General features: G+C 54.9%; 22 protein-coding genes and 2 tRNA genes. 3 read left to right on the top strand and 21 right to left on the bottom strand.

Features of this window, described 5'->3' with window-relative positions:
- Positions 1 to 109 precede the first annotated feature (109 nt).
- From ACTQY5_RS07180 to ACTQY5_RS07150, 7 genes are all read right to left on the bottom strand, one after another.
- Positions 110 to 2,038, bottom strand: coding sequence for a TRAP transporter permease (locus ACTQY5_RS07180; protein WP_154488010.1), 1,929 nt, complete (start codon positions 2,036 to 2,038; stop codon positions 110 to 112).
- Between the two features lie 22 nt (positions 2,039 to 2,060).
- Positions 2,061 to 2,612 carry a DUF1850 domain-containing protein gene (locus tag ACTQY5_RS07175; protein WP_022487536.1) on the bottom strand — a complete coding sequence of 184 codons (552 nt, stop codon included), beginning with the start codon at positions 2,610 to 2,612 and terminating at the stop codon, positions 2,061 to 2,063.
- A gap of 9 nt (positions 2,613 to 2,621) precedes the next feature.
- Positions 2,622 to 3,620, bottom strand: a complete 999-nt coding sequence (locus ACTQY5_RS07170; RefSeq protein WP_022487535.1) for a TAXI family TRAP transporter solute-binding subunit — start codon at positions 3,618 to 3,620, stop codon at positions 2,622 to 2,624.
- A 530-nt stretch (positions 3,621 to 4,150) separates the two neighbouring features.
- Positions 4,151 to 4,226, bottom strand: a tRNA-Lys gene (locus tag ACTQY5_RS07165).
- 45 nt (positions 4,227 to 4,271) lie between these two features.
- On the bottom strand, positions 4,272 to 5,498 hold the full coding sequence (locus tag ACTQY5_RS07160) for an NAD(P)-dependent oxidoreductase (RefSeq protein ID WP_022487534.1): 1,227 nt from the start codon (positions 5,496 to 5,498) through the stop codon (positions 4,272 to 4,274).
- A gap of 798 nt (positions 5,499 to 6,296) precedes the next feature.
- A complete protein-coding gene (locus ACTQY5_RS07155; protein ID WP_022486604.1) occupies positions 6,297 to 7,238 on the bottom strand; it encodes a threonine ammonia-lyase in 942 nt (313 codons plus the stop codon).
- A gap of 64 nt (positions 7,239 to 7,302) precedes the next feature.
- Positions 7,303 to 7,614 carry a hypothetical protein gene (locus tag ACTQY5_RS07150; protein ID WP_022486605.1) on the bottom strand — a complete coding sequence of 104 codons (312 nt, stop codon included), beginning with the start codon at positions 7,612 to 7,614 and terminating at the stop codon, positions 7,303 to 7,305.
- A 296-nt stretch (positions 7,615 to 7,910) separates the two neighbouring features.
- Here ACTQY5_RS07150 and ACTQY5_RS07145 point away from each other — a divergent pair, with 296 nt between their 5' ends.
- The gene (locus ACTQY5_RS07145; protein ID WP_229778445.1) at positions 7,911 to 8,906 is read left to right on the top strand and encodes a gamma-glutamyl-gamma-aminobutyrate hydrolase family protein; all 996 of its coding nucleotides are present in this window, start codon (positions 7,911 to 7,913) and stop codon (positions 8,904 to 8,906) included.
- 108 nt (positions 8,907 to 9,014) lie between these two features.
- On the opposite strand, the gene ACTQY5_RS07140 is transcribed toward ACTQY5_RS07145, so the two are convergent.
- The 5 genes from ACTQY5_RS07140 to ACTQY5_RS07120 form a co-directional block, all read right to left on the bottom strand.
- Positions 9,015 to 9,176: a hypothetical protein gene (locus tag ACTQY5_RS07140; protein WP_022488017.1), complete on the bottom strand. Its 162-nt coding sequence runs from the start codon at positions 9,174 to 9,176 to the stop codon at positions 9,015 to 9,017.
- 48 nt (positions 9,177 to 9,224) lie between these two features.
- Positions 9,225 to 9,377, bottom strand: coding sequence for a hypothetical protein (locus ACTQY5_RS07135; protein WP_022488018.1), 153 nt, complete (start codon positions 9,375 to 9,377; stop codon positions 9,225 to 9,227).
- Positions 9,378 to 9,563: 186 nt separating this feature from the next.
- Entirely contained in the window at positions 9,564 to 10,898 is a 1,335-nt protein-coding gene (rpoN, locus tag ACTQY5_RS07130; RefSeq protein ID WP_022488019.1) for an RNA polymerase factor sigma-54, read from the bottom strand.
- A 116-nt stretch (positions 10,899 to 11,014) separates the two neighbouring features.
- The gene (locus ACTQY5_RS07125) at positions 11,015 to 12,199 is read right to left on the bottom strand and encodes a MalY/PatB family protein (RefSeq protein ID WP_022488020.1); all 1,185 of its coding nucleotides are present in this window, start codon (positions 12,197 to 12,199) and stop codon (positions 11,015 to 11,017) included.
- A 102-nt stretch (positions 12,200 to 12,301) separates the two neighbouring features.
- Positions 12,302 to 13,552, bottom strand: a complete 1,251-nt coding sequence (locus ACTQY5_RS07120; RefSeq protein WP_288310310.1) for an Nramp family divalent metal transporter — start codon at positions 13,550 to 13,552, stop codon at positions 12,302 to 12,304.
- Positions 13,553 to 13,895: 343 nt separating this feature from the next.
- On the opposite strand from ACTQY5_RS07120, the gene ACTQY5_RS07115 reads away from it, so the two are divergent.
- Positions 13,896 to 14,891, top strand: a complete 996-nt coding sequence (locus tag ACTQY5_RS07115; RefSeq protein ID WP_022488022.1) for a LacI family DNA-binding transcriptional regulator — start codon at positions 13,896 to 13,898, stop codon at positions 14,889 to 14,891.
- A 164-nt stretch (positions 14,892 to 15,055) separates the two neighbouring features.
- Here the strand turns inward: ACTQY5_RS07115 and ACTQY5_RS07110 are convergent, their stop codons facing one another.
- Together ACTQY5_RS07110 and ACTQY5_RS07105 are read right to left on the bottom strand one after the other, a co-directional pair.
- Positions 15,056 to 16,318, bottom strand: a complete 1,263-nt coding sequence (locus ACTQY5_RS07110) for an Nramp family divalent metal transporter (protein ID WP_022488023.1) — start codon at positions 16,316 to 16,318, stop codon at positions 15,056 to 15,058.
- 147 nt (positions 16,319 to 16,465) lie between these two features.
- Positions 16,466 to 17,440: a dihydrodipicolinate synthase family protein gene (locus ACTQY5_RS07105; protein ID WP_302574950.1), complete on the bottom strand. Its 975-nt coding sequence runs from the start codon at positions 17,438 to 17,440 to the stop codon at positions 16,466 to 16,468.
- 298 nt (positions 17,441 to 17,738) lie between these two features.
- Here ACTQY5_RS07105 and ACTQY5_RS07100 point away from each other — a divergent pair, with 298 nt between their 5' ends.
- A complete protein-coding gene (locus ACTQY5_RS07100) occupies positions 17,739 to 18,710 on the top strand; it encodes a metallophosphoesterase family protein (RefSeq protein ID WP_441368995.1) in 972 nt (323 codons plus the stop codon).
- 22 nt (positions 18,711 to 18,732) lie between these two features.
- On the opposite strand, the gene ACTQY5_RS07095 is transcribed toward ACTQY5_RS07100, so the two are convergent.
- The 7 genes from ACTQY5_RS07095 to ACTQY5_RS07065 all read right to left on the bottom strand — a co-directional run bounded on the left by ACTQY5_RS07095 (position 18,733) and on the right by ACTQY5_RS07065 (position 24,141).
- On the bottom strand, positions 18,733 to 18,945 hold the full coding sequence (locus tag ACTQY5_RS07095; protein ID WP_441368994.1) for a hypothetical protein: 213 nt from the start codon (positions 18,943 to 18,945) through the stop codon (positions 18,733 to 18,735).
- Positions 18,946 to 19,646: 701 nt separating this feature from the next.
- Positions 19,647 to 19,723, bottom strand: a tRNA-Val gene (locus ACTQY5_RS07090).
- 45 nt (positions 19,724 to 19,768) lie between these two features.
- Complete coding sequence (locus ACTQY5_RS07085; protein ID WP_441368993.1) at positions 19,769 to 20,473, bottom strand: DUF554 domain-containing protein; 705 nt, start codon at positions 20,471 to 20,473, stop codon at positions 19,769 to 19,771.
- A gap of 9 nt (positions 20,474 to 20,482) precedes the next feature.
- Positions 20,483 to 21,499 carry a ParB/RepB/Spo0J family partition protein gene (locus ACTQY5_RS07080; RefSeq protein WP_441368992.1) on the bottom strand — a complete coding sequence of 339 codons (1,017 nt, stop codon included), beginning with the start codon at positions 21,497 to 21,499 and terminating at the stop codon, positions 20,483 to 20,485.
- Positions 21,489 to 22,253, bottom strand: coding sequence for a ParA family protein (locus tag ACTQY5_RS07075; protein WP_441368991.1), 765 nt, complete (start codon positions 22,251 to 22,253; stop codon positions 21,489 to 21,491). The genes ACTQY5_RS07080 and ACTQY5_RS07075 overlap by 11 nt, the downstream gene beginning before the upstream one ends.
- A gap of 103 nt (positions 22,254 to 22,356) precedes the next feature.
- Positions 22,357 to 23,598 (bottom strand): peptidase T, encoded by a 1,242-nt coding sequence (gene pepT, locus ACTQY5_RS07070; RefSeq protein ID WP_441368990.1) that lies wholly within the window; start codon positions 23,596 to 23,598, stop codon positions 22,357 to 22,359.
- A 111-nt stretch (positions 23,599 to 23,709) separates the two neighbouring features.
- A complete protein-coding gene (locus ACTQY5_RS07065) occupies positions 23,710 to 24,141 on the bottom strand; it encodes a hypothetical protein (RefSeq protein ID WP_022488031.1) in 432 nt (143 codons plus the stop codon).
- Positions 24,142 to 24,421: the final 280 nt, after the last annotated feature.

Below are 24,421 nucleotides of genomic sequence, written 5' to 3'. Positions count from 1 at the left end.
CATTATTCCATAGCCCTGGAGGTTTGTCAAATGAAGAAGAGGGGCTGTTGCGCATGCAACAGTCCCCTCTATCATCGATCAGAAGTCAACGGCCGGTGGAGGCCATTCTTTATGCCGCCTGCAAAGAAGCCGCTTTCTTTTTCTGGAAGAAAATCACGCCGATGAGGATCACGGCTCCGATAATATCGGTCTGGATTCCCGGGATCATCAGCAGCAGGGCCCCGACCAGGGACACCAACCGCATGACCACATTCACCGGTGCGTACACATATCCTTCGCAGGCCACCGCCAGGAGGAACACCCCCAGCGCCGCCGTTGCCGCCGTAAACAACCCTTCCCCTAAGGTTGTATTGATCAGCATCAGCTGAGGCGACAAGACGAAAATATAGGGAATGATGAACCCGGCCACTGCCAGCTTCACCGAGGTCCAGCCGGTCTTCATGGGATCCCCGCCGGACACCCCTGCCGCGGCAAAGGCCGCCAGGGCCACAGGAGGCGTCAGGTTGGCGAACATGGCAAAGTAGAAGCTGAACATATGGGCCGCCGCATTGGGGATGCCCAATTTGAACAGGGCCGGCGCCGCAATGGAGGAAGTGATGATGTAGGAAGGAATGGAAGGCAGTCCCATCCCCAGGATCATGCAGGTGATCATGGTGAACACCAGGGTGAACATGATGCTGGTATTCCCCAGACTGATGATGGTGTTGGCCATGGTGAGCCCGAACCCGGTTTTGGAGGAAACCCCCACCACAATGCCCACGCAGGCACAGGCAATGGCCACACTGACCGTCTGCTTGGCTCCTTCCGCCAGGGCATCCACAATGGCTTTGGGTTTCATCCGGGTGGCTTTTTTCAAAGCGGCCACCAGGATGGTCACCCCGATGGTGAGCACCGCCGCATAAACCACCGTGGAACCGGACATGAACAGCATGTACAGCAGGAACACAATGGGAATGATCAGATGGCCCTGGGCCTTCAGCACATCCCGGGTACGGGGCAGCTGTTCTTTGGGTACCCCTACCAGACCGTCTTTGGACGCCCGGAGCTGGACCTGGATCAGGATCCCCATGTAGTACAGAAGCGCCGGAATGGCCGCCCAGACGATGATTTCCGAATACTTGACCCCCAGGATTTCTGCCATGATGAAGGCTGCCGCCCCCATAATGGGCGGAAGCAGCTGGCCTCCTACGGAAGCTGCCGCCGACACCGCGCCGGCAAATTCCGCCGAATAACCGGTCTTCTTCATCAAAGGAATGGTAAAGGACCCGGTGGTCACCACATTGGCCACCGCAGAGCCGTTGATGGAGCCCAGGAGCCCTGCTGCCACCACGGACACCTTGGCGGGACCGCCTTTGGTGTGACCGGCAATGGACAGAGAAATGTCATTGAAGAACTTTCCCATGCCGGATTTGGTCATGACGCAGCCAAACAATATAAACAGGAAAATATAGCTGGAAGATACGTTGACGGAAGTGCCGTAGATCCCTTCCGTATTGGCGAAGAAATGGTTGGACAGACTGAGCCAGTCGTAGCCCCGGTGCATGAACATCCCGGGAAACTCCCGGCCATACATCCCGTAAAGGATGAAGCAGATGCTCAAGATGGGCAGGGCTTTGCCGCTGCAGCGCCGGGTGGCTTCCAGCACCAGCACCACCAGCAGGGTAGCCATGACCATATCCATATCGCTGGCCCGTCCGGCCCGTTCCACCACACCCAGGTAATCATGCCAGATGTAGAAAGGAATCACGAAGGAAATGGCCGCCAGGAACCAGTCGAACCAGCTGGGGGTAGTCCGGCTGGATTTTTTCCTCATGGGATACATCAAAAAGCACATGGAACACATCATGGCCACATGGAGAGACCGGTGGACCAGGGTCACCGGAGGTCCAAAAATAGCCGTATACAGATGGTAGAGAGAAACCAGGATGGCAAAAATGTAAAAGAAACTTTTGATTTTGCCGGTGAATTTCCGGGTGGCGCTTTCCTTGTCCACCTTTTCGATGATGGCATTGGTCTTGGCCGCCATTTCTTCCGTCATGTCTCCCGTGATGATCCCGTCCTTATTGACGGGAGCCTGGGAGAAAGCGTCGGAGCCCGGAGCTGCAGAGCGTTTCTTCAAGTCGTCCATCAAAATACCCCCTTTTCTCTATGATCAGGGTCAGCCGGGTATGTTCCGGCAACAGCCGGCCGCTGGTGAGCAGCTGGTCGTTGATCCGGATCTCCCGGGTGGCGTAATGGGAGTTCAGCCAGTCGATCCGGGGAAACACCTGGTCGATCTGGTCCATGTAAATGTTCCCTTTTTCATCGATCCAGGTCTTCTTCCCCCTGTTTTCCGGAATCCCCGCCCCGAAAGCCGGGAAGGAAATGGTATCCAGCACCAGGCTGTTGTCCGGCGCCACATGGAAATATTCATGCCAGTGGATGTGCTCCAGAGAATGGATCCATCCGAAAAACAGCCTGTCCCCCGGCCCGGCGGGATATTCCACATAAATTTTCCCTGTCTGATAATCCCTGATCCGCAGGACTGTCCGGCCGGCCCAGTGCCACCAGAACAGCAGTCCGATGGCAAAGGGCAGGGCCAGACAGGCCAGGATCCTTGTTTTACCCTTCACGGGACAGCCTTAGAGCTTCCCTTTTTCTTTCCAGAATTTTTCCGCCCCGGGATGCAGCTTCAGAGAGGTCCCTTTGATGCCTCTCAGACCGGTATCCAGGGTGATTTCCCGTTTGGCCGTAGCATGGGAAGCTCCGATGGTTTCCAGCCCCTTCTGGGAATAGATCCCGGTAAGCAGGTCATACACCACATCATCAGGCAGCTTCTTGTCCACCAGCATCACGTTCATAACGGCAGCGGTAGGCGTATCCGCGTCCGTGTCATAGGATTCCTTGGGAATCTTGAAGGGCATGTAGAAGGGATACTTGGCGGTCAGGTTCTTGATGGCTTCCCCGTCGATGGGAATGAACCGGATTTTCTTCATGGTGCCCAGTTCCTTGATGGTGGCATTTCCCAGGCCGGAAGTCACGAAGGCCACGTCGCACTGGCCGTTCTTGATCTGGTCGATGGCTTCCCCGTAAGACAGGTAGTCCACCTTGGCGTCCTTGTAGCTCATGCCATTGGCTTCAAAGATCATCCGGGCATTCAGTTCCACCCCGGAGTTGGGAGCCCCGACCCCCACTCTCTTGCCTTTGATGTCCTGGAAGGTCTTGATGCCGGAATCTTCCGTAGTAACGATCTGGACCACGTTGGGCCACAGACCCATCATCACCCGCAGGTCCGGCTCCTTTTTCTTGCCTTCAAAGGCCCCGAAAGCGTCCTGGCACTGGATCACCGAGTCGGACATGGCAATGGCCATTTCACCCTTGCCGGTAAGGATCCCGTTGATGTTTTCCACCGTAGCCCCGGTAGCCGTAGCAGAAGTCTTGTAGCCCATTTCCCCGACGACTTTGGAGAAAGCGCCTCCGATAGGGAAATAGATACCGCTGGTAGGACCGGTAAGCACGGTGATGAACTGTTTGCTCCGGTCCAGTTTTCCGTCAGCAGATTTCTTGTCCCCGGAGCCGCCGCAGCCTGCGGCTGTTACGGCCAGCATCCCTGCCATCAATACTGCAAACCACTTTTTCACAATAATCCCTCCTTAGATTGATGGAATAAAGGCTCTTCAAACCCGGTGAAGGGCTGAATTCAGAAAGAAAAGGGGGTAAATCATAAAAAGGCAATCCGCTATCAGCAGAATTTATATTTGATAAAATTATTGTTTATTTTCATATTTCCGTGAATTCTATGGATTCAGTATAACATACAGTTTTCTCGGATTCAACATGAAATCGTTCAATCTATTGTATACAATAGATTGCATAAAGACATTATTTGTTCATAATAATTGATTTTTATATGTTCCAATTCACAATTTTATCAAATTTATTTATGGCGTTTTTGTGTCTTATGGATTGTCCAATGCACAGAAGTCCGTAGTGACTGCGGGCGGCCGGGCCTGCCGCCCCTACGGATCCGGCGTACACGTTCAAACAGGCCGGCAAGCTGCAGGCGGCTCTGCCCACATTTTGCCCTGGACCGGCGCAGCTGTGCCGCCCGGTCCGCCCGCCGCACACAAAAAAAGACCTGTCCCAACGGGACAGGCCTTTGGCTTTCAAATGGTGATCCACCCGGGACTCGAACCCGGGACACCCTGATTAAAAGTCAGGTGCTCTACCAACTGAGCTAGTGAATCATTGCGTTACAGCTTAATCATTATAGCGTGAAGTACCGGATTTTGTCAACCCTTTTTATCCAAATTTTTCATGTAAAGATCCATTTCGTCGGCAATCTTCTTGGAATACTCCACCGCATGGACCACGGTCTTGGCTCCGGTGACCACATCTCCGGAGGCAAAGACCCCGGGCAGGGTGGTTTCCCCGTCTTCGCTGGTCTTCAGGTTCCCCCGGTCGTTGAGCTCCAGGCCTTCGTTGTGTTCCACCAGCCGGCGCTTGGGCACCTGGGATACGGCGATCACCACGCTGTCCACCGGCACCAGACGGGCGGTGTCTTCCAGCACAATCACATGGCCGTCTTCCACTTTGGTATCCGCCACCATTGGGCCTTCGTCCTTGATGGCCACGGCGGTTTTGTTGAATTCGTACTTCACTCCGTCCAGCAGGGAATATTCGTATTCATCCTGGGAGGCGGACACATGGTCCCGGCGCACATAGACAGTGACGCTTTTGCAGCCGTGACGGACGGCGGTACGGGCCACGTCCATGGCGGAGTTCCCGGACCCGAAAATGGCCACGCTCTGGCCCAGATCCACTGCATCCGGGTTGTTCAGGTAGCTGATGGCATAGTGGACATTCCCAAAGGTTTCCCCGGGGATCAGCATCCGTTTGGGCCGCCAGGCACCGGTGCCGATGAACACGGATTTGTACCCGTCGGCAAACAGGTCCTTCAGGGTGATGTTGCCGCCGATGGTGAAGTTGAACCGGAACTTGATGCCCATTTTCTTCATCCGGTCTTCGAACCGGTCCAGGATGTACCGGGGCAGCCGGAATTCCGGGATCCCGTACCGCATGATGCCCCCGATCTTGTCCCGGGAATCGAAAACGGTGATCTGGTAGCCCCGTTTGGCCAGGATGATGGCAATGGTGATCCCGGCAGGGCCGGCGCCGATGATGGCCACTTTTTTCCCGTTGGAGGGAGCCTGGTCGATCTTCAGCCGGTCGAAGCAGGAATCGGAGATGTAGTTTTCAATGGCGGAAATGTGCACGGGAGCTCCCTTGATGCCCCGGATGCAGTGACCTTCGCACTGGGCTGCATGGTTGCACACCAGACTGCAGACTACGGAAAGAGGGTTGTTGTCAAACAGCATCTGGGCGGCCGTCATCAGGTCGTTTTCCTTGAACAGCCGGATCATTTCCGGAATATTGGTATGGATGGGACAGCCTTCCCGGCACCGGGGCTTTTTGCACTGGAGACACCGGTTGGCTTCTTCCAATTCGTGAATGGACATAGGAAAAACCTCGTTTCCTTTAAAATGGTATTTTTTATAGTCTATCGAACTGGCAGGGATTCTGTCAAGGGAAAAGGGGGCTGCAGGTATGTGTCAACAAGTTCTCGGTAAAGCCTTCATCACAGTATAGTTATTCATTCATGTCCGAAAGTGAAGAGTGCAGAGAGATGTCGGCGCAGTTGGATGGCCCATTGCGATGCCGCCCGCAGGGCTGTGTCTCCCGCGACGGATGTGACGAATAGGAGAACCCCACCACCATTGCACAAGCGCAATGGTCCCCCGCCCCTTTCAGGGGACGGACTTCAACGGATTCCCTCCCGGCTCCCGGAGAATCGATGTATACCCGTACAAAGTACCAGCAAGGCCGGAGGCCAAGTCCGCCCTGCAGGGGCGGGGGACCGGGCTTGCCCGGTGGTGGGGGCATGAGGTCCTGAAAGGACCGAATACCTTGACGGTGGTATCGGAACTATCTACCTGAGAGACAGCAATGGATACTGCGGTCATCATATTTCTACTTCTGCCGGACACGCCCTTGTTTTCGGCCGGTCCTGCAAAATATCGGCTATCGCCGATGCCCCCACCACCGTGCTCCGCACGGTCCCCAGCTACGGCATAAGCGACCGCCAACGCCGCTGAAGCGTCGGGCGCCTGCTTACGCCCCTCACAGGGCGGACTTTGGGACCGTCCTTATCACCAGTTCAGTGCTGTTGCCAAAGGAAACCAGCTGTTCCCCATCTGCCTCCGTTTTTTTCCATTTCAAGATCAATTTGCAAAAATTGATTTCCAACAGCATCGAATTTACAATCCCTGTACCAGGGAAAAATCCACATTTCCTCCGGAAAGGATAAACACCACTTTGTCTTCCGGTTTGAAGGCCAGTTTCCCGCTCTGGATGGCCGCCAGACCAATGGTGGAGGAGGGTTCGGCCAGGACCTTGCCTTCTGTAAGGAGCAGCTTCATGGCTGGGAGCAGAGCATCTTCCGGCACGTCGATGACCTGGTCCACTTTATCCCGGACAAGGGGGAAGGTTTTGTCTCCCGGGCACAGGGTAGCCACTCCGTCGGCAATGGTATCCGCCTGAGGAACTTCTATGGGCCGCCCTTCTTTCAGGCTTACGGTGAAACGGGGGATCCGGTCCGGTTCGCAGGCAACGACCCGGGTTTCCGGACGGATGCCTTTGACAGCCGTGGCAATCCCGCTGGTAAGACCGCCCCCGCCCAGAGGAACAACCACTCCATCCGGATCCGGCAGATCTTCGAAGATTTCCAGTGCAATGGTCCCTTGACCGGCCATGACATCATAATCATTGAACGGTGGCACATAGCAAAGTCCCTGTTCGTCCCGCATCCTTTCCGCAATGGCAAAACGCTGGGACTTTTCACACAGGATCACATTGGCCCCCAGGTCACGGACGGCCTGGATCTTGATGGCCGGCGCATGTTCCGGGATGACCACCGTAGCCTGGATTCCCAGCATTTTTGCCCCATAGGCCACGCCCCTGCCATGATTGCCGCTGGAAGCCGTGACCACACCTTTTGCCCGTTCTTCCGGAGTCAGCTGCAGGATCCGGTTCAGAGCCCCCCGGATCTTGAAAGAATGGGTCAGCTGCATGCATTCTGCCTTCACATAGACCTGACAGCCCAACAGAGCATCCAGAGACGGAAGACGGAGCAGCGGCGTGTGCAGCACATAGGGCCGGAGCCGGTTCTGTGCCTGAAAGATGGATTCAAGAGTCAGCATGATACAACCTCCTTCAAGTCAACGATAATTCCTTTTCAGCCTGCCAGCAGGATTTTTATCCGGCTTACCTCTCCACAATCTCCGCTTCCTTCACCGCCGGCTGGCCCAGCCAGGCCAGGGCCTGGTCCAGGTCCAGGGTGACTTTTCCCTCTTCGTTTACAAAGGCGGGGATGCCAATGAAGGAACGGCCGTTTGCCCCTTCCCGGGCCGGGGCAAAGGCAGCTTCCCGGTCCCGGAGGGTAAGGAAGTCTTTCATATTGTCAGTATTCGCCGTCATGTCGATGAACCGGAACTTGTCCTCCAGATTCCGGGCCTTCAGGATGGCCAGGGTATTCCGGCAGTCGATACAGATTTCACTTCCATAAAACAGGATCATGGTGTCTCGCTCCTTTTTGTCTCTTTTGACCGTATTGTACCGGGTAGAGGAAAGGAATGCAAGGGGGACAGCAGCCCTGCAGCAGCTTTAATTTCCGAACTGCACATCTTTACTTATAAAAATAGTTCAGTATAAGCAGACGCTTATACTTATTTTCCTGTATCATTCCTAACAAGTTTAACATTTCTTTACGAACCATTCACATATTTTTTGACTTTTTGTGAATAATCAGCTACACTGACCTTGTTCTGTTCATTATGAATCCGGAACCATTCTAAAAAAGGAAGTGCATGTCCATGAAGCTGAAGAAACTGGAAAAAGTCCTTGCGGTAACTGCCCTATCCCTGAGTTTCTCCCTGGGGATGGCCTATGATGTCCATGCCATGGTGGGAGGGAAACCGGTGATCGGGATTTCCTGGAAGAGCAACAAACAGGATTATGCGGCCTTCAAAAAGATCATCGAACTGGCCGGCGGGGTTCCGGTGGAACTGGGCCAGATCAAAAGCACGGATGTGAAATATGACAGCGACGGTGCCGTGGACAAATCTGCCCTGGAAAAATCCGGCATGCTGAAGCAGAAATACGCCAACAAGATCAAAGCCAAAGACTTTGCCAAAACCAACATCGCCACGGTGATGCAGGGTGTGGACGGGGTCTTCGGTACCGGCGGAGAGGACATCAGCCCGTCCCTGTACAAAGATGCGGAAAAGGAAAAGAACCACGGGGAAGGGATCAACGCCACCCGGGATATTTCCGACTATACCCTCCAGGCCTACTGCCTGGCCAACAACATCCCTACTTTGGATGTATGCCGCAGCGAACAGATGCTGGGGGTTGTCTCCGGAGCCAAAATGATCCAGGATCTGACGGATTACTACAAGGAACAGGGGAAGACCTATCATGACGACTTCCACCGGATGCCTCCGGGAACCCCCAACCGGGATTATGCCCGTCATGATGTGCACATCCTGCCGGCCCATTCCCATCTCCGGGAAATCGTGGGAGCTGATGAACTGAAGAACGTTTCTTCCTGGCACCATCAGGCTATCGGCAGCATCACCGGAACGGATCTGGTCCAGACGGCAGAAACTACCTACAATGGCATTTCCATCATCGAAGGGGTGGAATATCCCAAGAACACCTTTACGGTGGCTCTCCAGTTCCATCCGGAAAACGACCTGAAACAGGTGCTGATCAACAAAAAAGACGCCAAAGACTACTGCGACACCAAAGTGTCCCTGAAATTTTTCCAGGCCCTGGTGAAAGCGGCAGCGGATAAGGCGACGAAATAAAAAAAGGGGCGCAGGCCCCTTTTTTTGTCAGCGGTCAATGGTCAATTGTCAATGGCCGGTATAAAAAATAAGGTGTGCTGCAGTTTTTTCTGCAGCACACCTTATTTTTTATACCCGAAATTCCCGTCTTACCATCCCCGGTATTTCTACTTCATACCCGGTGACTTTGGATTTCGCTTTACTGGTGGCCAGGACACCCAATGTCAGGATATCCAGCAACCCTTCCACTTTTTTCGTCATTTCGTAACCGCTTTTCGCTGTCATTCCCATGATCCATCCCTCCTACTTTCTTGCCATCATGCCAGGGACCGGTTCCGTTTACTCGAAATCGAAATACCCCATGGGATCCCAGTCTTTCAGGCTGGGGACATCGCTTCCGGACAGGCTGGGAGCGAACAGTTCCAGGATCTTCTCTTCTACGCTGCCGGCTTCCGTGCGAGCCATCGTTTCCATTTTACCATTCATTCCCATAAGAACCCCTCCTTTTTTGTTCGGCTATTTCCGAACTGTCTTTATTATAACTCATGTATTGTTCATGTATAGTACTTCACATTCAGTTCACATTTAGATGTTTTGTTCAGGGGTAAATTGTAAATAATTTTACGGAATTTGAGATAATTTAAGGAAGACTGCTGCCCATACAGCAGCCCCTGCCACTCACCACTCCCTTCTGGCACTTTTATCCCCGATTCCCATCTTTATCCGGTATTTGTTCACAGTCCGGCGGGCCACCTGGATGCCCTGTCGTTCCAGGGCCCTGCAGAGAGCCTGGTCGCTGAGGGGGTGGTGCTTGTCTTCTCCGTTGATCAGTTCCCGGATCAGCTGCTGGAGCTTCTCTTCCGTCACCTGGCCCTCTTCCCGGGAGGCCGCCTGACCCTGGAGGAAACTGCCGGCGGTGAAGCTGCCCCACCGGCACCCCAGGATCTTGTGCTGGAGGGCCCGGCTCACCGTGGACAGGGACAGTCCTGTATCTTCCGCCAGATCCGCCAGCTTCAAAGGCTTCCGGTGGCCGGGACCCAGCCGGAAAAAGGCTTCCTGGTGAGTCACCAGAGCCTGGAACACCAGGAGCAGGGTCTGATGCCGTTCCTTCAGCAGCTGCTGAAGCTGCCGGGCTTTTATCAGCTGTTCCTTCAAATAGGATTTCACCTGGGTTCCCTGGTTCCGGCCCCAGTCCATGTACGCCTGGTTCAGGATGAATTTCCGGCCCCAGGGATCATGGACTGTCACCTGAAGCTCTTTTCCCGTATCTTCCACCCATACGTCTTCCCGCTGATAGACCACCGGTCCACTGGCAGCATACCGGCTGCCGGGCTTGGGATCCAGAGCCCGGATCCGTTCCCGGGCTTTGAGGACTTCTTCCTGGGTGCAACGGAATTTCCGGGCCAGAGCCGGGATCTGGTTCTGCCCCAGGAGATCCAGTCCTTCCCGGACGATTTTCCGGGCCAGGTCCGCCTCTTTCCCCTGGTTTTCCAGCTGGAGCAGCAGACACTGGGACAGATCCCGGGCTCCCACCCCAGCCGGTTCCAGCTGCTGGATCAGCCCCAGCACCTTCCGGACCTTTTCTTCCGTGACCCCGAAGGCCCGGGCAGTATCCGGGACGCTTTCCGTCCACCAGCCCCGGCTGTCCAGAGTCCCGGCTATGTAAAAGGCCAGGTGCCGTTCTGCTCCGGAAAGCCGCAGACACCCCACCTGTTCCTCCACCACCTGCTGGAGAGTCTTTTCCTGCCGGCCTGCATTGGCTACCGGGTCCGGCAGGGAATCATCCTCCCGGTCCCGGACGGTCCGGTCCCGCCTCTGTTCTCCCGCCGTCTCCCGCCAGTCCGGAGCCGTCCCTTCCCCGGGAAAGTCCAGCAGAGGATTGGCTTCCACCGCCTCCTGGATGTACTGTTCCATTTCCAGAGCTCCCAGCTGGAGCAGCTTCATCTGCTGGACCAGATACAGGTTCAGCTGCTGTTTCTGCTGGGGAGCCAGAGTGAGTTTTGTCATGTTCATAATAGGTTTTCTTCCTCCTTTCTGCCCTGTTTTTTATCCTGTTTATAAAAAAATAATATACTCTAGAGTATAATACTTTAGAGTATATTATTTTACAAGACAGAGAATTTTCTTTTTTAAAGCCCCTTTTCCTCCAGTGCGTCTTTCAGCTGGTGGAAGGCCTTTTCCACGGTGGCACGGGGACAAGCCATGTTGAACCGTTCGAACTGGGAGGTAGCCGGTCCGAAGATCTTCCCGGAATCCAGCCACAGTTTGGCTTCATCCACCACCAGGTGCTCCAGTTCCTCATCGGAGAGCCCGTAGCCGGAAAAGTCGATCCACACCAGATAGGTGCCTTCCGGTTCCACAAAGGTGGCTTTGGGAAGGTTTTCCTTCACAAAATCCCGTACCCAGGCAATGTTCCCGGCAATGTATTCCACCAGTTCCTTCACCCATGCATCCCCTTTGGTATAGCAGCTCTTCACTGCCACCTGGCCCATGATGCTGCCCTGGCTGTAGCCGGCGGCGGCGTTGGCCTTCCGGTATCTCCGGCGGAGTTCTTTATTGGGGATGATGATGTTCCCGGGCTGGAGTCCCGCCACATTGAAGGTTTTGCTGGGGGAGTTGAAAACAACCAGATTGTCTCTGTACTTTTCATCCAGGGCCAGGAAGCTGGTGAAATGGTGGGGCGCATAGACAAAGTCGCAGTGGATCTCGTCGTCCAGGATGATCACCCCGTGCTTCAGGCAGATATCTCCCAGCCGGGTCAGTTCTTCTTTGGTCCACACCCGTCCTGCCGGGTTGTGGGGACTGCACAGCAGGAATACCTTTACCTGGTTCTCTAGGATTTTCTGCTCGAAATCAGCGAAGTCAATGGTATATTTTCCGTTTTCGTAATGGAGCTGACTGTTGATGAATTTCCGTCCATTGTCTTCAATCACTTCCCGGAAGGGGTAGTACACCGGCTGCTGGATCAGCACGGCATCCCCCGGTTCGGTAAAGGCCTTGACCCCGGTGGCCAGGCCAAAGACCACTCCGCAGCCCAGGGTCACCCATTCCGGCTGGATGTGGTATCCGTGGTGAAGGGAGAACCACCGGTCCAGGGCGGTGAAATATTCGGCGTCCGGATCCGTGTAACCGAAGATCCCGTGGTCGATCCGTTTGTGGAAGTCTTCCAGGATCTCTTCCGGCAGGGCGAAATCCATATCTGCCACCCACATGGGCAAAAGATCCGTCCGCCCCTTCCGTTTCATCCCAAAATCATATTTCAGGCAGCTGGTGCCCTTCCGGTCGATGATCCGGTCAAAGTTGTATTTTCCCATACGATCGCTCCTTTTCCCAGTTGTTTTCTATATTATATTACCGGATGAAAAGGAAGTTGGCAACAAAAACGGGGGGTGTGGGGTGATTTTCACCCCACCTCTTTACAACTTCGCCACCAGTGCGTAGATGGTCATGCCCAGGGCGAACAGGTAGCAGATGGTCATGGAAATCTGGAGGAGCCGGGGCGGTTTCAGCCCTTCGTTCACGTCTTTCCGCCAGATCATCCGGGTAACGAAGAACCCGGCGGTGGGGGTACCGATGGCCGTGGCCAGGTTGGCAATGAAGATCAGCTGGGTGGGAGACCCGTTGTACAGGAAGCAGATCACCGTCCCGAACACGATGCAGGCGGTACAGCTCCACCGGACCAGTCTGCTTTCCAGGCTCACATCCTTGTCCAGCCCTGCGTTCAGCAGCACCACGCCCCGCTGGGTATTCCCCAGCAGGCTGGAGAAAGCGGCTCCCAACAGAGCCAGTCCCATGACCAGGTTGGCATAGCTGCCCAGGAAGGGCCGGAGCATATCCGCCAGCTGGACAGGGGATTTGATCCGCAGTCCCTGAGGATGGAGGACGATGGCCCCTACCAGCACCACAGCCCCGGAAATCAGGATCACCGTCACCACATGGGCAATGGCGTCCGCCAGCATAGTGCCGTTGAACATGTCCTTTTTGTTCCATTTCTTTTCCGCTCCCAGGTAGGTGCCGTAGACCCCGGCGGTAATGGCCGCATGGGTGCTGATAAACGCCAGGGAGTGGCGGATGCTGCCGTTGGGGAAGCCCCAGTGGGTAACACCCCGGAAGAACCCGCCCCATTCCGGTCCCCCGGCTACATACAGGGTGGCGTAGAAGGCGGCGATCATGGCCAGGATGCACAGCAGGATTCCCTTTTCCACTTTGGAATAGGTATTCTTGGCAAAATACATGGCCAGCAGGATGGCAATCATGATCAGGGATCCGATCTTCCAGTTGATGCCGAAAAGCAGGTTCATGCCGGCGCCGCTGCCGGAAATGTTCCCAAAAGTGAAAAACAGGCAGGCCAGGAACAGACAGCAGCCTACAAAAGCAGCTGCGGCTTTTCCGTAAAAATGCCGGATGGCGTGGATGATGGGCAGTCCGGTGAGCATGGTGATCCGGTAGCAGGTCAGCATGAAGGTGATGCCCATGATGAAAATGGGGATGAACAGCCACAGCATGTCATAGCCATAGTTGGCCCCCAGCATGGAGGCGGTGGTAATGGCTCCCGGGCCTATGACCACCCCGGTCAGCACGATGCCGGGACCGATCCGCTTCAGCATCTGCAGAAAAGTCAATTTGGGAACCGTCTCCGGGTCAAAGCCCAAATGTTCAATGTACATAATACCTTCTCCTTGTCCATGTCCGCTGCTGCCGGTTCCCGGCCGACGGCAGCGGGTAATTTGGGATTGTTTGGGGCAGCTGCTTGCAATCGTTTGCATTATTTCTGGTTATTTTATAGCATTTTCCTCCTGTTTCCGTCAATGTTTTCTGATACTTCTGCAATTTCTTGCAGGGTGAGCAGCACTATATAATCAGTATTCACGGGCTTTTTCAGCTTTTTATTGACTTTTTTCACCAGGTATGATATGTATTTCTTATCTGCAAACGTTTTCAGAAATCAGCGGAAATAGAAAAAAATCCAGACGCAGTCCGAAAAGGTCCGTCCGGAAAGGAGGGAAACCCATGCCAACCCTGAAAGACGTGGCCAGGCTGGCCTGTGTGGACGTAAGCACGGTCTCCCGGGCCCTGAACAACAATCCCTGTGTCCACGCGGAAACCAAAGCCCGGATCATGGCCGCCGTGGAAAAGCTCAGCTACCGGCCCAACCTGCTGGCCAAAGGTCTGCGCCAGGGCAAACGCCACACCATCGGAGTGGTGGTTCCCCGGCTCCACTTGACAGTGTTCTCCACCGTGGCCCAGGCCATCGAGGAGGCGGCCCGTGACCAGGGATACGCCACACTGCTGTGCAGCACGGAAGATGACCCTCAGATGGAAAAAGACGGCCTCAGCCGGCTGCGGAACGGCCTGGTGGACGGGATCCTGCTGGCAGGCACCGGCAAGAACAAAAAACTGGTCCGGGACATCCAGGCCTCCGGGATCCCGGTGACCCAGGTGATCCGGATCCAGGACGATACCTTGTCCAGTGTTACCGTGGACTATGTAAAATGCGGCTACGAAGCGGTAAAGTACCTGTATGCCAAAGGCAGCCGCCATCCCGGTCTCATAACCGGTTCTTTGAAACTGTCTCCCTATAAATTCCGGTATCAGGGCTATAAGGAGGCCCTGGAGGAATTGGGATTGAAAGAGATCACCTCCGAAGCCAAAGGTTTCACCAATTCCCTGGAATATGGCTACCAGGCCACCCGGCAGATGCTCCAGGAGCATCCGGAACTGGACGCCATCCTGGCGGCCATGGATGCCCAGGGGATCGGAGCCATGCGGGCCCTGAAGGAAGCAGGGAAAAAGGTCCCCAGAAATGTGCGGATCATCAGTCTGACCGGTCACGAAATCGGCAGTATGCTGGAAACCACCATGACCACTCTGGAAATGCCCGCCCGGGAAATCGGCCGGAAAGCCGCCCAGCTGGTGCTGGAACAGATCGAAGCCAAGGATCGGAGTGCCGTGGCCATCCAGCATGTGGTCTATGATTCGGTACTGATCGAGCGGGAAAGCACCTGATACAACTGTTGTGCAACCATTGTAGGACATGAGTTGGATGAAAAAAGGTGTTGCACGTTGTGTGCAACACCCCTGTCACTGGCCTCTTCTCACTGGTCACTGGATGCGGGCGGACCAAGGGAGCTGTGAAAAAATGAGAAATCTTTTTTTCACAGCTCCCTTTTTTACATAAATTTTGAACCGAAGCTGTATACTGTCAAGGCCGTGGTGAACAGATAGCATACAGTCATGGCAATCTGGAGCAGCCGGGGCGGCTTCAGGCCGGCCTGGACGTCTTTCCGCCAGATCATCAATGTAACGAACAGACCGGCTGTAGGCGTTCCGATACTGGTGGCCAGGTTGGCCAGGAAAATCAGCTGGGTGGGAGACCCACTGTAGGCAAAGCACACAGCCACCCCCAGCAGCAGGCAGGCCACGCAGCTCCACCGGACCCGTTTGCTTTCCAGGCTCACTTCCCAGTCCATTCCGGCGTTCAGCAGCACCACTCCCCGCTGGGTGTTCCCCATAAGAGCGGAAAACGCAGATCCCAGCAGCGCTGCCCCCATCACATAGCGGGCTTTGCTTCCCAGGACCGGTTCCAGCATCCCGGCCATCTGTACCGGACTGCTGATCTGAAGGCCCCTGGGGTGGAGCACAATGGCTCCCACGGTCACAATGGCCCCGGAAATCAGGATGACCGTCAGGACATGGGCACAGGCATCGGACAGCATGGTCCCATTGAACAGATCCTGCTTCTTCCATTTTTTCTCTGCCCCCAGATACGTTCCATAAATCCCGGCGGTAATGGACGCATGGGTGCTGAGAAAGGCCAGAGAGCTTAGGACACTCCCTTCCGGAAATCCCCAGTGGATGATTCCCTGGAAAAAGCCCTGGGGATCCGGTCCCCCGGAAGCGTACAGCGTGGCATAAAACGCCACGATCATGCCCAGGATACAGACCATCACCCCTTTTTCGATTTTGGAATAGGTGTCCTTGGAAAAATACAGCCCCAGCAATAGTGCCAGCATAATCAGCGCTCCCACCTTCCAGTCCACCCCAAACAGCAGATTCATCCCTGCCCCGCTGCCGGAAATGTTCCCAAAAGTGAAAAACAGGCAGGAAAAGAACAGGCAGATGCCTACAAAGGCCGCTGCTCCTTTGCCATAATAATGCCGGATGCCGTGGAGCAGAGGCATCCCGGTAAGCATGGCCAGCCTGTAACAGGTAAGCATAAAGGTAATGCTCATGATGAAAATGGGAATGAACAGCCACAGCATCCTGTACCCATAGCTGGAACCCAGCATGGCTGCGGTGGTAATGGCTCCCGGCCCCACCACCACCCCGGCCAGGATGATCCCGGGGCCGATCCGTTTGAGGATTTCCAGGGCAGTCAGCCGTTTGACTGTCGCCGGGTCGAATCCGAGTTGTTTATTGATTGTTGTTTCCATTGTGTATTCCTTTGCTGATAATAAAGCGGCTGCCCGTCATTGGATGAGCAGCCGCTTTGCAGTTTCCTTTATAGAAGGTAAGAAGGGTGGATTGAATCAATCCGTTAAAAGGGATTGTTTTCGCCTGTTTTAGGAGGATGGGTTTGTTTATTTTTCAAACGGTTTCATATCCACTTTAGGCAGGCCGCTCTTTTTCAGACCTTCTGCCACCCAGTCTTTTTCTTCCTGGTCCAGAGGCAGCACCGGTTTCCGCATGAGGCCGCTGGTGAATACGCCCCGCTGTACCAGAGCTTCCTTCAGGCGGGCATGGGCTTCACCGGAAGGCTGGCCGCCGCCGTAAATGGCCTGGCTGATGGGGTAGATGTTGTTGGAAGCATCCTGGGCTTCCTTCAGGGTGTGGTTGGCTGGATCCTTGAAGACGTTCCAGGCTGCAGTGATCAGTTCAGGCACGCAGCCGGCAAACCCGATGAGAGCGCCGTCCATGCCAGGGAACCAGGATACGCACAGGGTTTCGTCATGGCAGGTGATCAGAGATACATCCGGGCAGGCTTTCCGCAGTTCACGGACATCATGTTCGTAGATGGCGGTGACACGGGTGCCCATCTTGATGGCCTTTACATGGGGGATTTCCTTGACCATCTTGATCAGGGTTTCCACCGGATAGAAGGCTTTGCTGGTGGCCGGATACAGATGGATGATAATGTCGATGTCGGCACCGTCAGCCACGTCTTTCACGAACTGGAAGGGAGCTTTGGGGTTCATCCCGAAACGCAGCCACATATGAGGAGGCATCAGCAGGATCCCGTCAGCCCCGGCGTCTTTGGCATCTTTGGCCATTTCGATGGCGCCTTCGGTATTTTCACAGTTGACCCCGGAGATGATGGTCATCACATCCCCGCATTCTTCCGCACAGATTTCCGTAACCCGTTTCCGTTCTTCCCGGGTCAGGCCGGTGACTTCGCCGGTATGGCCGTTGCAGACCAGGCCTTCGATGCCTTTGTTGTAGAAGGATTTGATCCAGCGCAGGTACGCTCTGAATTCCGGTTCGTTGATGGAATAATCAGCATTCAGAGGAACGGATACCGCCGGGAAAATGGTCTTGAAGTTCTTTACTTTTGCCATGGTGAAAACCTCCTGAAAATGATCTTATATTTTTCGCTTGTCTCTGCAATCGTTTGCATCAACCTTGGCTATTTTATATCATGTTTTCCGGTTCCCCGTCAATATTTTCTGACAGTTCCGCAATTTTTTGCATTGCAATTTTCAGGACTTACCTAGTATTGATGCGCTCCTTCGGCTTTTTTCCATTTTTTATCTTTTTCCGTTTTTCTCCTGCAAACGATTTCACACCATGCCTGTGCTGCTCTGCAGCATCCTGGAAAACTGCTATAATGGGTCCTGTCTGAAAGGAGTGTTCCCCATGTATAAAAAATTTTGGCTTTCGATGACCGCCTTGCTGACGGTCCTGGCCTGTCTGCTGCCCATGGAGGTCCTGGCCCCCACCGCGGAGGCCCGCCGGTACCAGCGGGTGGTGATCCTCAGTGACATCCATTATGGGAGCAAATCCCAAAAGCCGGACGTCCGGACCCGGAAGATCCACAACAAGGAACAGGCGGTCCGGGACATCAACCGCTGGCAGGATGTGGACCTGTGCGTCTTTACCGGGGATATGGTCCAGAAAACCGGCAGCCCGGCAGATTACAAACTGGCCCGGAAGCTGACGGATCATCTGAAAAAGCCCAAGGAATTCCTGGCCGGGAACCACGAAATCATCTACCACCGGGATCTGTCCAGCACCGGAAAACTGGTTCCGGCAGATTCCTACGAACGGGGTCTCCATATGCAACAGTATGAAAAGGACTTTGGTCCCCTGTATCATTCCCGGAAACTGGGCCCCTACTTCCTGCTGTTCCTGTCCCCGGATACCCTGGAAAGCAAATATGCAGTGGAACTGTCCAAAGAACAGCTGGACTGGCTGAAAAAGGAACTGAAAGACCACCGGCAGGAACCCACCCTGATCTTCTGTCATGCCCCTGTCACCGGAACCATGGTCCCCGGCAGCAAACTGGACAAACCCCGGAATTATGTCCAGCCGGCCAAAGCCATAGGCAAACTGCTCCGGGCCAATCCCCAGATCCTCCTGTGGGTTTCCGGCCATACCCATACTTCTCCCAAAAATCCCAGTTTTTCCAATCCGGTGAACCAGATTGCCGGTACAGCCATCCTGGATGTGTACAACCCCACCTGGGACGGAAAACAGGTATGGACCAATTCCCTGTACCTGTACCCGGAAAAGATCCTGATCCGCACCTACAGCCACAAAACCCATCAGTGGCTGCCTCAGTTTGACCGGACCCTGTGGGTTCCCAGGGAATTGAGAAAGGAGATGTGAATTTTTTCACACCCCCCTTTTTTTACAAACTGCTGTAAATGGATTTCTTTTCGTTTTTCTCTGGATTCTTTTCCATGGAGATGAAATAGTGTTCCGTATCTTCCACCAGGCTGTTGGCCAGGAGGCTGCGGAAGGCTGCCGGTTCCATCCCCTCTCCCTGGACAGCGAACACATAGTTCCCGGTTTCCCAGCGGGCTGCGTAGGATTGGGGGGCCCAGCTGGGCAATTTCCGCATTTGTCTCATTTATACGTTGCTTATGCCATTCTTTTCCATATATTCCACTTAATTCTTCTTTGTTTATCTCTTTTTTCAAGCCTGTGCGGATCCTCACCTTGGTCTCTGGCTGTCCCAGACGAAGAAAAGACAAGTCTGCGAACCGTCCTCCGATTACGGAAAATCCATCTGGAGCGTACCCCGAATCCAGGCTAAGGGTCAGTGGTGCAAACCCCAGGACACGGGCGGCGGATCCATAGGTTCCATAACTGACAATGGGGTTGGGGATCTGGACGGATCCTTCGTCAGCAGGAGCGGCAGCCCCCAGGCCGGCAGTGCCCAGGACCAGTACAACCGCCCCGGCAGCCAGGGAATGTTTCAGTTGAGAAGTGTACATGGCAAGACCTCATTTCCGATAGAGTAAAAAACTGTGTTTCCAGAAGGAGTGTAACACCGAAAGGCCCGTGGAACAAGAGGAAGAACGGTTTTGGAATGGAAAAAACAGCCTTAACGGGGAAAGTGCATAAAAAAAGTGTAGGAGTTTACAGGAAAAAGGGGAGGAGGCGGCTGCAGAGGCAGCAGCCTCCGATCAGCAGTCAATGGTCAACAGCTGAAGGAGGAAACCCGCGGCTGCCAACCCACCGCCCTTTTCCTCTTTTTTCTTTTGGCACAAATAAAAAAAGAAGCTGTTGCCGGAGCAACAGCTTCTTTTCATTTTCAATTGGTGGGATTATGCGGATTCGAACCGTAGACCTCATCGATGTGAGCGATGCGCTCTAACCAACTGAGCTATAATCCCGATAAATTGTATTATACGCTACTTGTCCAAATAATGCAAGGTTTTTTAGAAAAAAATTCCGGCAGCCACGCCGACCACCAACAGCCCCGGCAGCATGTTTCCCACCCGGATCTTCAACAGTTTAGTCATGTTGATGCCGATCCCCAGGATCATCAGTCCGCCGCAGGCGGCAACTTCCTGGACCACAAGCTGGCTCATCCAGGGCCCCAGGAATCCTGCCAGAGCGGTAAGGATTCCCTGATAAACCCCAACGGACAGAGCCGAGAACAGGACACCGACCCCAAAATTGGAAGCATAGATAATGCCGCTGAGACCGTCGATCAGCGCCTTGGTGTAAAGGGTGGTGGGATCCCCGGACAGCCCGTCCTGGATGGACCCCACAATGGCCATAGCCCCTACACAGTACAGCAGACTGGCGTTCAGGAACCCTTCCACAAAGGCGTCCGTCCCGGCATCCCCCTTCTTCCGGGATTTTTGGAATTTTTCAGCCAGGAGGGTTCCCACCTGTTCCAGTTTTTCCTCAATACCCAGGGCTTCTCCCAGGATGGAGCCCACCACCAGACTGATGATGGTCAGCAGGATGTGCTGCCCCTGGAGAGCCATCTGGATCCCCAGTACAATGACACACAAAGCCAGTCCGTAGATTACGGTTTCCTGGTATTTTTCCTTGATTCCCCGGCCCACCAAAAGACCGATCAGACTGCCTCCTGCAATGGCGGCCACATTCACAACCGTTCCCATTCCCACCATAGCCGCCTCCTACACGGTAAAGCGGCCGGTTTTTTTCCGGCCGACGTTTTTTTCCGGCCCTTTCAGCAGATCATAGAGCCGTTCCAGATCTTCCGGCCCGTAGTATTCGATGAGGATCCGTCCTCCTCTGTCCTTTTTGAACGGTTCTATCTTCACCCGGGTCCCCAGATACTGGATCAGTTTTTCCTGGAAGGCATGGGTATCCGTATCCTGGGGCTGGCTTTCCCTGCCGGCGGCTTTCTTACCGCCCTTCTTCTGTTTTTCCGGTTTTTCCGGAGGAATCAGGTCCTCTTCCGTCTGGAAATACAGATGCCAGGGCTTCCCTTCCCGTTCCGCCTTGGCCACTTCTTCCACCACCCGGGCGGACCAGCCTCCTTCCGCTGCCTTCCGGGCCAGTTCCGTGATTTTCTCCGGCGCATCCAGTCCCAGGAGCGGCCGTACCTGGCCGGGGGTAAGTTTGCCTGCAGAGACCATTTCCGCCGCCTCAGGAGGCAGTTTCAGCAGCCTCAGGGCATTGGCCACCGCAGCCCGGCTCTTCCCCAGCTTGGCCGCAGCCTCCTCCTGGGTGAGCCCCAGGCTTTCCATCAGGTTCTGGATGCCCCGGGCCTCTTCCATGGGATCCAGATCGCTGCGCTGCATGTTTTCCACCAGGGCCACTTCCATCATGGCACCGTCATCGTATTCCCGGACCACCACCGGCACTTTGGTGAGCCCGGCGGCTTTGGCCGCCCGCCAGCGCCGTTCTCCGGCCACGATTTCATACTGCCGGCCTTTTTTCCGGACGATGAGAGGCTGGATCACCCCGCTTTGCCGGATGCTTTCCTCCAGTTCCCGGAGCTTGTCCGGATCGAAGGTCTTCCGGGGCTGGTAGGGATTGGGCTTCAGATTCTTCAGGGCCACTTCCCCTACGGTTTCCCCGGCTTTCTTTTCTTCCACCACCGGTTTGGGAGCCGGTGCCTTGGTCCTGCGCCCTCCAAACATCTTGTCCAGGCCCGTCATGCCCAGACCGCCTTTCTTACCGGCCACGGCGCTTCACCTCCCTTGCCAGGCTCCTGTAAGCCTCTGCCGCCTTCCCGTGGGGATCGTACACCGTAATGGGCTGGCCGTAGCTGGGCGCCTCTCCCAGCCGTACGGAACGGGGGATCATGGTCTTGAACAGAAGATCCGGGAAATGTTCCTTCACCTGGCCCACCACATCATTGGACAGGTTGGTCCGGCTGTCGGTCATGGTCATGACGATCCCTTCAATGGCCAGGTCCGGATTGGTGGACTGGCGGATCCGGTCCACCGTAGCCAGCAGCTGGGTCACCCCTTCCAGGGCATAGAATTCGCACTGGATGGGAACCAGCACTCCATCCGCCGCCGTCAGGGCATTCACCGTCAGGAAACTGAGGGAAGGAGGACAGTCGATGATTACGTATTCATAATTGTCTTTTATTTTGGACAGATGCTTCTTCAGGGCATTGGCGGGATTCTTCTTTTCGATCAGGTCGATTTCCGCCCCTGCCAGGTTCATGGTGGCGGGAGCCACCCACAGGTTCTTCCAGGCAGTGGGCTGGATGATGCTGTCCAGCTCCGTATTGTTGATCAGCACATCGTACATGCAGCAGGCCAGGCTGCTTTTATCGATACCCAGACCGCTGGTGGCGTTTCCCTGGGCATCCAGGTCCACCAGCAGGGTCTTTTTCCGGCTTTCCGCCAGACAGGCCGCCAGGCTGATGCTGGTGGTGGTCTTCCCCACCCCGCCCTTCTGGTTGGCCACGGCAATGACTCGGGTCATAGGGTCCACTCCTTTCGTTTCTTTTTGGGACACTGTAGGATATTGTAACATAGAAATGAGGTTGTTGCACATAGCAGCAACAACCTCATGCGGTTTTACGGCCCTAAACCCTGTATCCTCTCTTCCCGATTTCCACCACCGTCTCACAGGCTTTCACCAGGCTGGGGATGGGGAGGTATTCGAACCGGCCGTGGAAATTGGCTCCTCCGGTGAACAGGTTGGGGCAGGGCAGACCCCGCCAGGACAGCCGGGCTCCGTCGGTGCCGCCCCGGATGGGATCCACCGACGGAGTGACCCCAACGGCTTCCATGGCCTCTTTGGCCAGTTCCACTACGGCCATGTGTCCGTCCCGGATCTTTTCCCCCATGTTGAAGTACATGTCCCGATGCTCCACTTCCACGCTGCCGGCCCCGTACTTTTCATTCAGGAAAGCGGCCAGACGGTCCAGGAAGGCTTTCCGTTCCTCAAAATGCTTTTTGTCATGGTCCCGGATCAGCATGTGGATTTTGCAGGTCTCCACATCCCCGGTGATCTTGTGTACATGGAAGAATCCTTCGTACCCTTCGGTATATTCCGGCTTTTCCCCGGCAGGCAGGGCCTGCTGCCATTCCATGGCCAGGGTCAGGGCATTCTTCATCTTCCCTTTGGCGGAGCCAGTGTGGACGCTGCGGCCGTGGAAGGTGATCACCGGATTGTCCGCGTTGAAGTTCTCATATTCCAGGCCTCCCAGTTCGCCCCCGTCCACGGTATAGGCAAAGTCCGCCCCGAATTTTGCCACATCGAAGGCAGAGGAGCTCCGGCCGGTTTCCTCATCAGGGGTAAAGCCCACCCGGAGAGTCCCGTGGGGAATTTCCGGATGGTCCCGGAAATATTCCAGAGCCGTCACAATGGCCGCCACCCCGGCTTTGTCGTCCGCCCCCAAAAGGGTGGTGCCGTCGGTGAACAGGATATCCTGGCCCCGGTACTTTTTGACCTCCGGGAAATCTTCCGTGGAAAACAGGATCTGTTTGTCCCGGTTCAACAGGATGTCTTTTCCGTCATAGTTCCGGACCAGGAGGGGCTTCACGTCCTTGCCGGAAGCTTCCGGACTGGTGTCCATATGGGCGATGAATCCCACGGTGGAACCGGTGATCCCTTCTGTGGCCGGCAGGGTGCCCATTACATACCCCTGGCCATCCAGGGACACATCCGTAAGCCCCAGACTTTTCAGTTCTTCCGCCAGGAATCTGGCCAGCACCATCTGGCCCGGTGTGCTGGGCAGTTCTCGGTCATTTTCTTCGCTGGATTGGGTATCGAAAGAAACGTAGTTCAGGAAACGGTTGGTGATTTTTTGGGAGTCGATCATGGTATCATTCCTTTCCGATTTTTTTGGGGGGGGACAAAAAGCTGTCCCCATGTCAATTGTCAATGGTCAATTGACTATTGACGGTGTGAAAAGCCTGCTTTTCACACCTTATCACAGCTTAAAATCCACAATGGCTCCCACGCCCACTCCGTCAACCCGGTTGATGTTGGTGATGCTGGTGGCGTCGATGGGGATCATGGCCTTGACCCGGGCCACGCTGAGGAATTTTCCTTCCAGCTGTCCCACGGCTTTTACCTTGTCCACTTGAGCTTTGGGGCCCACCACCTGGACGGCCCCGATATAGCTTCCGCTGCCCATACTGAGAATGGGCACCACTTTGGTGGCGTAGTGGGTATCCAGGCCTTTCTGGAGAGTCAGTTTGTTGATGAAGGTGTTGATCTCCCCGCCGAACCGGCTGACCAGGTAGCTGATGCCTCCCAGTTTCAGCACGGATCCCAGGTCAAAGGCCTGAGCCGGCAGGGCAGCGGTACCTGCCCCCAGCAGATAGGCGGAAAGTACCGCAGCTGCAATTTTTTTGTTCATGATGGAGCCTCCTTCCGGTTGTATCTCCCCTAGGATATCATAAAGAAGTTACGTTTGTGTGACAAATGGGATTGTTGCACGTTCTGTGCAACAATCCCAAGCTGTAGAGCCGCATGGCGGCTCAAGTCCGGAGTCTGAAGTCAGGAGCCGAAGGATAAATTTGCAGGCAAATTTTTGAATGTGTAGAACCTTTGGGCAAAATGATATCCCGGGTCGATTTCGAGTCCGGTTCTATATAATCGAAAGGATCCGCCCAACCAGGCAGATCCTTTCCTGAGGC

This window comes from Acidaminococcus sp. HCP3S3_H5 (genome assembly GCF_052122235.1).
Classification (GTDB): Bacteria; Bacillota; Negativicutes; order Acidaminococcales; family Acidaminococcaceae; genus Acidaminococcus.
This window is presented reverse-complemented; position numbering and strand designations above follow the sequence as displayed.

Coding starts and splice junctions, on each gene's coding strand:
- ACTQY5_RS07180 (WP_154488010.1), bottom strand. CDS start 2,038: ATGACGGAAGAAATGGCGGCCAAGACCAATGCCATCATCGAAAAGGTG.
- ACTQY5_RS07160 (WP_022487534.1), bottom strand. CDS start 5,498: ATGTCCATTCACGAATTGGAAGAAGCCAACCGGTGTCTCCAGTGCAAA.
- ACTQY5_RS07155 (WP_022486604.1), bottom strand. CDS start 7,238: ATGCTGACTCTTGAATCCATCTTTCAGGCACAGAACCGGCTCCGGCCC.
- ACTQY5_RS07150 (WP_022486605.1), bottom strand. CDS start 7,614: ATGATCCTGTTTTATGGAAGTGAAATCTGTATCGACTGCCGGAATACC.
- ACTQY5_RS07145 (WP_229778445.1), top strand. CDS start 7,911: ATGAAGCTGAAGAAACTGGAAAAAGTCCTTGCGGTAACTGCCCTATCC.
- ACTQY5_RS07140 (WP_022488017.1), bottom strand. CDS start 9,176: ATGGGAATGACAGCGAAAAGCGGTTACGAAATGACGAAAAAAGTGGAA.
- ACTQY5_RS07135 (WP_022488018.1), bottom strand. CDS start 9,377: ATGGGAATGAATGGTAAAATGGAAACGATGGCTCGCACGGAAGCCGGC.
- rpoN (WP_022488019.1), bottom strand. CDS start 10,898: ATGAACATGACAAAACTCACTCTGGCTCCCCAGCAGAAACAGCAGCTG.
- ACTQY5_RS07125 (WP_022488020.1), bottom strand. CDS start 12,199: ATGGGAAAATACAACTTTGACCGGATCATCGACCGGAAGGGCACCAGC.
- ACTQY5_RS07120 (WP_288310310.1), bottom strand. CDS start 13,552: ATGTACATTGAACATTTGGGCTTTGACCCGGAGACGGTTCCCAAATTG.
- ACTQY5_RS07115 (WP_022488022.1), top strand. CDS start 13,896: ATGCCAACCCTGAAAGACGTGGCCAGGCTGGCCTGTGTGGACGTAAGC.
- ACTQY5_RS07110 (WP_022488023.1), bottom strand. CDS start 16,318: ATGGAAACAACAATCAATAAACAACTCGGATTCGACCCGGCGACAGTC.
- ACTQY5_RS07105 (WP_302574950.1), bottom strand. CDS start 17,440: ATGGCAAAAGTAAAGAACTTCAAGACCATTTTCCCGGCGGTATCCGTT.
- ACTQY5_RS07100 (WP_441368995.1), top strand. CDS start 17,739: ATGTATAAAAAATTTTGGCTTTCGATGACCGCCTTGCTGACGGTCCTG.
- ACTQY5_RS07095 (WP_441368994.1), bottom strand. CDS start 18,945: ATGCGGAAATTGCCCAGCTGGGCCCCCCAATCCTACGCAGCCCGCTGG.
- ACTQY5_RS07085 (WP_441368993.1), bottom strand. CDS start 20,473: ATGGTGGGAATGGGAACGGTTGTGAATGTGGCCGCCATTGCAGGAGGC.
- ACTQY5_RS07075 (WP_441368991.1), bottom strand. CDS start 22,253: ATGACCCGAGTCATTGCCGTGGCCAACCAGAAGGGCGGGGTGGGGAAG.
- pepT (WP_441368990.1), bottom strand. CDS start 23,598: ATGATCGACTCCCAAAAAATCACCAACCGTTTCCTGAACTACGTTTCT.
- ACTQY5_RS07065 (WP_022488031.1), bottom strand. CDS start 24,141: ATGAACAAAAAAATTGCAGCTGCGGTACTTTCCGCCTATCTGCTGGGG.